The organism is Asaia prunellae JCM 25354 (assembly GCF_000613885.1).
GTDB classification, from domain to species: Bacteria; Pseudomonadota; Alphaproteobacteria; order Acetobacterales; family Acetobacteraceae; genus Asaia; species Asaia prunellae.
The window spans coordinates 1-10,140 of sequence record NZ_BAJV01000027.1; the positions used below are offsets into that span (position 1 = coordinate 1).

Here is a 10,140-nt window from a genome sequence, read left to right on the forward strand (position 1 = left end):
TATATTATATATATATATATTCCATAATAATATCTTCATTTATTGAAGAATAATGGGAAATCCATAAATATTATTCAATCATTTACTTAATTTTAGGAGGTGGAGAATGTGGTTATTTTCAGGATTCACGACAGATATCAATCTGTCTTCATTGAGTTAATTCACCCACAAGCAGGAGAAATAATCTTCTGCTTGTGGGTAGAATCCGGATGCTTGTCAGCCCAGGGCTTCCTGAACAAGCGCGGTTTGTTCCGCCATATGTTCGCTCGCAAGGCCTGTTGCAGGAGAGGCTGAGGCTTTACGTCCTGCGAAAACCGGGCGTGGCTGAGTATGATTGCAGCGTTCTGCTGAGTTCTCGATACGACGATCAACGAACGTCCAGGCACCCCCATTCTGCGACTCTTCCTGGCACCAGATAATCTTGGCGTTCGGATAACGCGCGATTTGCTCGGAAAGCACGTCACGTGGGAAGGGGTAGAGCTGTTCAAGGCGAATGATCGCGACGTCCTGACGTTTTCCTTCTCGTCTTGCGGCACGCAGGTCGTAATAGACCTTGCCCGAGCACAGGATGACGCGCTTGATTTCCGTATCGGGAAGCAAGGTATCGGTCTCGGGAATAACGGTGCGGAAACGCGTTTCGGGTCCGAAATCGCCGAGCTCCGATACGGCTTCCTTGTGACGCAGAAGGGATTTCGGCGTCATGATGATCAACGGTTTGCGGCACTCGCGGGCAATCTGCCGACGCAGGGCATGGAAGTAGTTTGCTGGCGTGGTTATATTGCACACGCGCAGATTGTTTTCGGCGCAGAGTTGCAGATAGCGTTCCAGGCGAGCCGAAGAATGCTCGGGGCCCTGTCCTTCATAACCATGGGGCAGCAGCATCACCAGCCTGAAGTGCGTAGCCATTTGGTTTCGCCGGAGGCGATAAACTGATCGATAATGACCTGAGCACCATTGGCGAAATCGCCGAATTGCGCTTCCCATAGAACAAGGGAGTTGGGAGCCGCAAGCGTGTAGCCATATTCGAAGCCGAGCACGCCAAACTCTGAAAGCAGGGAATTATAGACCTCGATTTTGGCCTGGCCATCAGCAATGTTGTTGAGCGGCACATAGTCACTCTGGTTCAGCTGATCGACCAGAACGGCGTGACGCTGGCTGAATGTGCCACGCTGGCAGTCTTCTCCCGAAAGGCGCACGGGATGGTGCTGCAGCAGCAGTGACCCGAATGCCAGGGCCTCACCGAGTGCCCAGTCAATTCCCGTGCCGGTCTCTATGGCCTGTGCCCGCGCCTGGATGATGCGACCCAGTCGCGGATGAAGAGCGAAGTCTTCCGGAATGCGCGTCAGGGCAGCGCCGACGCGTTGCAGGCCTGAAATGCTGATCCCGGTAACAGGCTGTTCACGCAGAGGTTCGTCAGAAAGGCGTGAAGGGTCCTGATTGCACTCCAGCCAGTCTTCACGGCTGGGTTCGTAGGATTTGGCTGCTTCGAACTGGCTTTGAAGATGGTCTTGGAAGGACTGGAATTGATCATCCGCCGTTTCGGCGTCAATGATCTTCTCGCGAGCGAGGCGCTTGGCATAAAGCGCCCGTGTCGTCGGACGTGCGGCAATAGCCTTGTACATGGTTGGCTGGGTAAAGGCCGGTTCATCGGCCTCGTTATGACCATGGCGCCTGTAGCAGACCAGATCCAGCACGATATCAGCGGCGAATTCACGGCGATAATCGGCGGCAAGTCGAGCGCAATAGGCAGCGGCTTCAGGTTCGTCACCGTTGACATGCAGGATGGGAGCATGAACGGCCTTGGCGATATCAGTGCAATAAAAGCCTGAATGCGCATGAGCCGAGATCGTCGTGAAACCGATCTGGTTGTTCGTCACTACATGGATGGTGCCGCCTGTGCGGTAACCGATAAGCTGAGACATCGCCATGGTTTCGTACACGATGCCCTGACCCGCAAAGGCCGCGTCGCCATGGATCAGTAGGCCGAGATGACGATAGCGGTTTTCAAGTCCGACGCAGCCATCCGAATCCTGCATGGCACGTACCCGACCGACCACGACAGGATCGACTGCCTCAAGATGAGACGGGTTGGGCAGCAGGGTGACGCGTACTTTTTCATTCGAGACATGGAGTGTGGCGGCCGTGCCAAGGTGATATTTGACGTCTCCCGAGCCCTGTACATCAGTCGGCTTGAAGGAGGCTCCGGCAAATTCCGAAAAAATGGCGGCAAAAGGCTTCTGTACCACATTGGCCATGACATTCAGTCGACCGCGATGCGCCATGCCGACCGATACGCTCTTTGTGCCATGGCGCACGGATTGCTCTATAATGGCGTGCAGGGCGGGAATCGTGACTTCGCTGCCTTCGAGACCGAAGCGCTTGGTTCCGGTAAAGCGCTTCTGACAGAAGCTCTCGAATCCTTCAGCCTCTGTGAGCTGGTTGAGGATGGTTTTTTTCTCAGCCGCCGAGAATGTATGGCGCCAGTCATCGCCCTCCAGGCGATGTTGCAGCCACAGGCGCTGGGAAGCATCCTGAATATGCATGTATTCCACGCCGATCGGGCCACAATAGGTTTGGCGCAGGGCGGCAAGCAGTTCGTTGATCGTGGCGCTGGCACGTTCGGGAAGAAGCGAGCTGACCATCTGCCCAAGATAGATCGGGCGGTCGCGGTCATTGGGGCCAAAGCCATAAGTTGCCGGGTCGAGTTCGGTGAAGGATTTCGGTACCTGAAGACCCAGCGGATCCAGACGCGATTCAAGATGACCGCGTACACGATAGGCGCGTACGAGCTGGATGGCGCGCACACTGTCATCAACGCTTGAGAGCAGATCCGTAGCCGAGAATTCTGCGTTGGTGCGCTGGGCAGGCAGACGCTGGGTCTGTGTATCAAGCAGGGAAGTCTGTTCACCCCAGGTCGCGCGATCCGCGCATGGCTGGTGGCGGTCTGGTTCGCTGCGCCAGCTGCACGCTCCGCATCGAGAGCCTTGAACAAATCGGCGAATGACGGATCGACGCTTCTGGGGTCGGCACTCCATTTGGCGTGGAGGTCGGCCAGATAGACAGTATTGGCCCCGTTTAACGCACTTGGTAATGAACCGATCTCACCCATGCTCGCAGCCCTCCTTGGCTGTTTTTCCCAGATCTGCATAGCGTCTCAAAATGGCACTGTCATGGCTTGAAAGACCACGAAACTCTCGACTGACAGCAAAGAGCATAGAGGTTTTCCGAACGGTTTCAGTTCACAATTGCACGTTCTGGACACGTGACCAGAAAGAGTCGAAACTTTCAATCTTGCTTGCCGTCTATAGACTTCGCACCTGAGCGCGCTGAGGATCTAACCGATCGAGGCATGTTTCGATATTGCAGTTTGGAGGGGTCTGTCATGCGTTGCATGCCCGCACTGGCGGTAGTCACATTTTCGCTACTGGCTTTGGGCTGCCCTGTGGCTCAGGCAACTCCCGAGTACCCTGTCGAGCAGCAGGGACGTCATATGGATTTTGACAGTCGTGCATCACTGCGCTGTTCAAGGACAGCGCATCTCGTTCGAACAGCTTACAGGCCAGACACAGAGCATCAGGACAGGACAGTCTCCCTGCGATCATGTTTTTCAGACAGTGATCGTATAGGGGCTGGATATACGCAGTTTGTGCGCAACAGCGCAGTTCGTCACTCCCACCATCGTATGAAGGGCTAAGAAGCGCCTTGTCTCTGGGCGGCGGCAGGAATAGCTCATCTTCCATGTCACAGATCGCTCTTCAATACGAAGCCCTTGAACGGACCCCAATCAGCGAGGCACCGTTCAGACATGTGGTTGTTCCTAACTTCGTGCGCGAAGAGGACCTCCAGGCTCTCATCAATCTGATGCCGGAAATGCGTTCTGGCGGGTCATTTCCGCCGGAGGGACTCAGACTGCATCCTGTTGTCAAGGCTTTGACAAAGGAGTTGCAGGGGCCGCGTCTGAAGAAAATTGTGGCGCAGAAATTCGGTCTCGATATCGAGCGTGCTCCCAGTATGCTGACTTTGCGGGGCCGTACACGTGAGAAAGATGGTCGCATTCATCGTGACTCAGAGGCCAAACTCGTTACCATCCTGCTCTATCTCAATCCGGAAAGCGCTGCTTGGTCTGCCCAGGAAGGCTGTCTGCGTTTGCTGAACGGGCCGAATGATCTTGAGGATTATGCTGTCGAGGTAAAGCCTGCGCATGGCACGCTTCTCATCTTCCCCAATGGCCCCAGAACCTGGCACGGGCACAGGCAGTATGTCGGCCCGCGCTACACTATTCAGCTGAATTACATGGCCACAAATAACAAGGCGCGCTATGAACTGCGCCGTCATCGTCTGTCGGCGCTGCTCAAGCGTCTGTCTTTTGCACGGTGACCGTCGAATTCTGACTAAGGTGAAGTGATAATGGGATACCGCGTTGCGGTCGTAGGTGCGACTGGTGCTGTTGGTCGTGAACTCCTGCGCATTCTTGCTGAAAGAGATTTTCCTGTTTCCGAGGTGGCGGCGCTTGCTTCGGCACGCTCCACAGGACAGGACGTGTCCTTTGGTGACAAGAAAGTCCTGAAAATCCAGAATCTCGAAACCTTCGACTTCGCGGGATGGGACATTGCGCTCTTCTCACCCGGCGCTTCGATCTCGGCCGTTCATGCGCCGCGTGCTGCGGCAGCGGGCTGTATCGTGATCGACAATACCTCGCATTTCCGTATGGATCCGGATGTGCCGCTGGTGGTGCCGGAAGTGAATGCCAATGTGCTGAAGAAAATGAAGCGCAACATCATAGCCAATCCGAACTGTTCGACCGCGCAGATGGTGGTGGCGCTCAAGCCGCTGCATGATCTCTTCACGATCAAGCGTATTGTTGTCTCGACCTATCAGGCCGTGTCCGGTGCGGGCAAGGACGGAATGGACGAACTGTTTGCCCAGAGCAAAGGCAGCTTTGTAGGCGATCCGCCAACCATAGCCCAGTTCACCAAGCAGATCGCTTTCAACGTCATTCCGCATATCGACAGCTTCCTGCCAGACGGTACCACGAAGGAAGAGTGGAAGATGGCAGTCGAGACGCGCAAAATTCTCGATCCGGATATCAAGGTCGCAGCAACATGCGTACGCGTGCCGGTTTTCATAGGCCATTCGGAAGCCATCAACATCGAATGTGAAGAACCTGTCGACCTTGCCCGCGCCCGCGAGGCTCTGCGTGAGGCTGATGGCGTGATCCTGCGCGATGAGCGTGATGATGGCGGTTATGTCACCCCGATTGAATGTGTTGGCGAAGATGCGACCTATGTGTCTCGTCTGCGTATCGACGAGACAGTCGAAAACGGTCTCGCATTGTGGTGCGTCTCTGATAACCTGCGCAAGGGAGCGGCGCTCAATGCGGTTCAGATCGCTGAAGCTCTGATCGCCCTTGATCTGATCAGAAAGAAAATCTGATCCACGGTTCAGACATTACATCTCTGTTATTTCTTCATGTTTGGTATTGCACCCTTGAGATGCAATGCCAAACTGCCATGAAGGGCGGATGCAGGGTTGTGCTGCAAGGGCCTGATTGGAGATGACAATGCCTGTTATCGACACATTCGCTGCTGGCCTGCTTGCCTGATTGCTCTGGCTGCTCTTGCTCGTACTCCTGTTCAGCGGCCTGTTCCGGTACGTGTCAAACGGAAACCGAACGCACGCTGAACAGTTCTTGTTTCTCATCACTTCCATGATTTGATCGAGAGACATGGCGTTCAAAAGCAATATACCCACCCATCCGGTTCCGGCTGGTGGCAAGACCGGCATCCTTATCGCCAATCTGGGCACGCCAGATGGTACGGATTACTTTTCGGTCCGCCGCTATCTCGGCGAATTTCTTTCTGATCGCCGTGTGATCGAAGCCCCACCGGCCATCTGGCAGCCAATTCTGCAGGGAATTGTACTGACAACGCGCCCTTCCAAAAGCGGCGAGGCCTATGCCCGGATCTGGAACCGGGAGGAAGATGCCAGCCCCTTGCGTGTCTACACGCGGTCTCAGGCTGAAAAGCTCGCGGCACGTCTTGAAGGGGAATTCCCGGTATCATGGGGGATGCGCTATGGAAAACCATCCATTGCCGACGCCCTTGAAGAGCTGTTGGACCAGGGATGTGATCGTCTGGTTTTCCTGCCGCTCTACCCGCAATACAGTGCGACCACTACGGCAACGGCGAACGACCAGCTTTTCCGCGCTCTCATGACCTTGCGTCGTCAGCCTGCCGTACAGACTCTGCCTGCTTTCCCCGATCATCCTCATTATATCGCAGCCCTTGAAAAAAGCGTCCGCGATCATCTGTCGTCACTTTCCTGGAAACCGCAGCGTCTTGTGGCTTCCTTTCATGGCCTGCCCAAGCTCTGCGTCGAAAAAGGGGATTACTACCCTGAGGATTGCGAGCGTACCTTGCGTGCTCTGCGTGCGGCTCTTGGTCTGCGCGAAGAACAGATGCCCATTACCTATCAATCGCGTTTTGGCCCGATGGAATGGGTGCAACCCTATACAGCGCCCTATGTCACAGCGTTACCAGAGCAGGGTATCACGCGTATTGCTGTCATCATGCCTGGTTTCATCAGCGACTGTATCGAAACGCTTGATGAAATCGGCAATGAGCTCCGCGAGGAATTTATCGAGGCCGGTGGTGAGGAATTGACCCTCGTACCGTGTCTGAATGACAGCGACGATGCTGTTGCTCTGCTTGAAGCCCTGATCCGGGAGAGCCTTCCCAACAGGTAGGTTTCCAACATTCTGAGGTCCTGGTGACACAGGGTGGGGTAATCTGGTTCTGATGGAAGTCTGTGTGTTTGTTTCCGGGCCGCAGACTTTTACTTTCGCACGAGCGGTCTTGTTTTGTTCTGGTTTCTGATGACATATGGCCTGCATGGTCGAGACCGCCAAGACAGGCCCTGTACGCCGTATTATCCATATCGACATGGATGCATTTTATGCGTCGGTTGAACAACGTGATGCCCCTCAATTGCGTGGGCGGCCAGTCGCAGTAGGTCGGGGCGAGGGCCGCGGCGTTGTTGCTGCAGCAAGCTATGAAGCAAGGCAGTTCGGGGTTCGGTCTGCCATGCCATCGCGTGCCGCCTTGCGTCACTGTCCCGAACTGGTGTTTGTTCCTCCGCGGTTTGATGTCTACCGCGCGGTCTCCAGGCAGATCCACGCTATCTTCTCACGTTATACGACGCTTGTTCAGCCGCTCTCACTGGATGAGGCCTATCTCGACGTGACGCAGAGTTACAGTTGTCACGGTTCTGCTACGGATATCGCCCGCCAGATCAGGGCCGCCATTCATCAGGAAACAGGACTGACTGCCTCAGCCGGTATCTCCTATAACCGTTTTCTGGCCAAACTGGCTTCCGACTATCGGAAACCCAACGGTCAATTCGTGATCCCACCGGCCAAAGGACCGGATTTCGCGGCTTCCCTGCGTGTTGAGCAATTTCACGGCATAGGGCCAGCTACCCGTACAAAGATGAACCGTCTGGGCATTTTTACCGGGGCGGATTTGCGTACAATACCCCTCGATGTTCTCGCGAGGCATTTCGGCAAGGCCGCCTCTTTTTATGCGTCTATCGCCTGGGGTATTGATGATCGGCCTGTTGTTCCGGATCGCATACGCAAATCGATTGGTACCGAGACGACATTCGAGACCGATCTGACAACGTTGTCTGAAGCGAAGGAGATTATCGGTCTCCTCTGCGCCAAGCTCTGGCAACAATGTACCGCGCAGGCTGTTAACGGGCGTACTCTGGTCGTGAAGCTCAAATATGCTGATTTCCGGATCATCACGCGTACGCGATCCAATCCTGTCCCTTTTGAGGATGAGCCGGCACTTCGCCTGCAGGCGGAGCTCCTGCTCGAAAGCCTCTTTCCTTTCGAGCGTGCCGTAAGGCTGGTGGGCGTCAGCATGACCGGTCTTAATATTGAGGAAAAAAAATCCCACCAGTTGACACTTTTTAGTGAGATGTCATGCTGACTTTTGCGATGCTGAAGCGTTCGAAGAGTCCGGCTTGTACTGGTTTGGGGAATAATCAATATGCTCTCAGTATCTTCGACTTCTTCGCTCTGGCTGGGCGCAATCGTTTCTGTACTGATCTGTGCCCTGGGAGCGGCCTGACACACGGACATCTGGCGTTATCATTCTGACGGGGTGACAGGGCTGTTCTGTGCTGGCAAAAGAGTGCTGTCTGAACTGAAAAATCAATCAAGGAAATTGTAATGGCTGCGGGGCAGGGTAACGGGCTGCGATCTCCTATCGGACGCATCCTGCCGGTCGTCTCGCTTAACCTGATCATTTACATTGTCATCGGTCTGCCAATGGCAGTCATTCCGATTTTTGTGCATAATGTTCTGCACTGTAATACAGTCATTGCCGGTTTTGCGGTATCGCTCCAGTATTTTGCTACATTCGCATCGCGTGCCTCGGCAGGGCGACGCATTGATACACGAGGGCCAAAGCCGGTTGCAGTTCTCGGTCTTGCTCTGGGTATCGGTTCCGGCGTGCTTCTGCTTGTTTCGGGTCTGACCAGATCCTTTATTCCGTTATCGCTGCTTTGCCTTTTTATCAGCCGCCTTGCCCTGGGCTGGGCAGAGAGCTGGGCCTCAACTGCTGCGATTGTCTGGAATATCCGCCGGGTAGGCGCAGCAAACACAGCGCAGGTCATTTCCTGGAATGGTATTACCTCCTATGGCGGTATCGCACTCGGCGCCACGATAGGAGAGAAGTTCTCGCATTTCGCAGGCGGGTGGGGCGGACTGGTCACGCTGGGGATTGTCTCGATTTTCTTGCCGGTTCTCGGTACGGTCCTGGCAAGTTCTTATCCTGCGGTTGCTCCGATAAGACATGACAAGCCAGCGATGCCTTTTGCGAAAGTCTTCATGCTGGTTCTGCCCCATGGATGCGCTCTGGCTGCAGGCTCCGTCGGGTTCGGGGTCATTTCCTCCTGCCTCGCTCTCTATTTCGCTGCCGAGCACTGGCCGGATGCCGCGCAGGCGCTCGCTGTTTTCGGCATTGTATTCGTAATCATACGCTTCGTATTCGCCCGGCAGATCGGGCGTATAGGCGGTACGAATGTTGCGATCATCTCGCTCGCTGTCGAAACTGCTGGTTTGCTGATTCTGGCTTTTCTTCCCTCTCCTGCGGCGGCAACGCTTGGCGCAGCGGTAACGGGGGCGGGATTCTCGCTCGTTTTCCCTGCTTTGGGTGTTCTGGCTGTGGACAGGGCTGGCGCGGAAAATCGGGGTGCAGCGCTAGGCGCCTTTTCGGTTTTTCTCGATCTTGCCATAGGTATCTCCGGCCCATTGCTCGGACTGGTTATCCATTCGGCCGGGTATATGACCCTGTTCATTTTCACAGCATGTATTACATCTCTGGGCATTGCGCAGGTTATGAGATTGAGGCGTGCGACCAGAGCCTGACTCCAGATTCGGTCACGATTATCCGAAGGAAAAGTTTGAAATGACGATTGCTGCTGCCGCTGTTTTTTGCGGTTCGCGCCATGGCTCCCGACCAGAGTTTGGTGAGGCTGCCCGTGAGATGGGCGCTGGTCTGGCCAGACAGCGTATACATCTTGTCTATGGTGGCGGCGCAGTCGGGCTTATGGGGGTTGTCGCCGAGGCAGCACTTGGAGCGGGAGGCAGGGTCACGGGCATCATCCCCTCGTTTCTCCATGATCGCGAGGTCATGAATGACGGCGTGACCGAGCTGATCATCACGGAGTCAATGCATGAGCGCAAACGTCTTATGTTTGCCCGTGCTGATGCCTTTCTCGTGCTTCCCGGCGGATTAGGTACGTTTGATGAGCTGATGGAGATTCTGACCTGGCGTCAGCTATCGCTTCACGACAAACCCATCCTCATCGTCAATATCGCGAACTGGGCGGAGCATGTGATTGCTGCCCTTGAGGCGTCAATCCAACAAGGTCTGGCTGATTCATCTGCACGTCAGCTCTACAGGGTTGTCCCGAGCGTTTCAGAAGCTCTTGAGATTCTGGGAAATGAAAAAAAGCGCGAGGAAAATTCCGAAACCGGTCGACTTTAGGACACGTCCCTCTTGCGGAGCCCCGCAACAGGCAGTATAGCCCCATCCATCGGTTCGGAGTGTAGCTCAGCCTGGTAGAGCACTG

Annotated in this window: 6 protein-coding genes and 1 pseudogene; 6 read left to right on the plus strand and 1 reads right to left on the minus strand. The window is 55.0% G+C overall.

The features are described 5' to 3' along the window. Positions 1-216: 216 nt before the first annotated feature. Positions 217-3,109 (minus strand): annotated as a pseudogene (locus JCM25354_RS19510) (2-oxoglutarate dehydrogenase E1 component). A 629-nt stretch (positions 3,110-3,738) separates the two neighbouring features. Here JCM25354_RS19510 and JCM25354_RS15215 point away from each other — a divergent pair. The 6 genes from JCM25354_RS15215 (at position 3,739) to JCM25354_RS15245 (ending at position 10,055) form a co-directional block, all read left to right on the plus strand. Next, positions 3,739-4,377 carry a 2OG-Fe(II) oxygenase family protein gene (locus JCM25354_RS15215; protein WP_025886703.1) on the plus strand — a complete coding sequence of 213 codons (639 nt, stop codon included), beginning with the start codon at positions 3,739-3,741 and terminating at the stop codon, positions 4,375-4,377. A gap of 30 nt (positions 4,378-4,407) precedes the next feature. After that, a complete protein-coding gene (locus JCM25354_RS15220; RefSeq protein ID WP_025886705.1) occupies positions 4,408-5,433 on the plus strand; it encodes an aspartate-semialdehyde dehydrogenase in 1,026 nt (341 codons plus the stop codon). A gap of 292 nt (positions 5,434-5,725) precedes the next feature. After that, positions 5,726-6,745 carry a ferrochelatase gene (hemH, locus tag JCM25354_RS19515; protein ID WP_035448103.1) on the plus strand — a complete coding sequence of 340 codons (1,020 nt, stop codon included), beginning with the start codon at positions 5,726-5,728 and terminating at the stop codon, positions 6,743-6,745. A gap of 145 nt (positions 6,746-6,890) precedes the next feature. After that, positions 6,891-7,991, plus strand: coding sequence for a DNA polymerase IV (gene dinB / locus JCM25354_RS15235; RefSeq protein WP_035448104.1), 1,101 nt, complete (start codon positions 6,891-6,893; stop codon positions 7,989-7,991). Between the two features lie 242 nt (positions 7,992-8,233). After that, the gene (locus JCM25354_RS15240; RefSeq protein ID WP_025886711.1) at positions 8,234-9,433 is read left to right on the plus strand and encodes an MFS transporter; all 1,200 of its coding nucleotides are present in this window, start codon (positions 8,234-8,236) and stop codon (positions 9,431-9,433) included. 40 nt (positions 9,434-9,473) lie between these two features. Further along, positions 9,474-10,055 (plus strand): LOG family protein, encoded by a 582-nt coding sequence (locus JCM25354_RS15245; protein ID WP_025886712.1) that lies wholly within the window; start codon positions 9,474-9,476, stop codon positions 10,053-10,055. Positions 10,056-10,140: the final 85 nt, after the last annotated feature.

Excerpts from the sequence above, each read along its gene's own strand:
- JCM25354_RS15215 (WP_025886703.1), top strand. The coding sequence starts at position 3,739 with ATGTCACAGATCGCTCTTCAATACGAAGCCCTTGAACGGACCCCAATC.
- JCM25354_RS15220 (WP_025886705.1), top strand. The coding sequence starts at position 4,408 with ATGGGATACCGCGTTGCGGTCGTAGGTGCGACTGGTGCTGTTGGTCGT.
- hemH (WP_035448103.1), top strand. The coding sequence starts at position 5,726 with ATGGCGTTCAAAAGCAATATACCCACCCATCCGGTTCCGGCTGGTGGC.
- dinB (WP_035448104.1), top strand. The coding sequence starts at position 6,891 with ATGGTCGAGACCGCCAAGACAGGCCCTGTACGCCGTATTATCCATATC.
- JCM25354_RS15240 (WP_025886711.1), top strand. The coding sequence starts at position 8,234 with ATGGCTGCGGGGCAGGGTAACGGGCTGCGATCTCCTATCGGACGCATC.
- JCM25354_RS15245 (WP_025886712.1), top strand. The coding sequence starts at position 9,474 with ATGACGATTGCTGCTGCCGCTGTTTTTTGCGGTTCGCGCCATGGCTCC.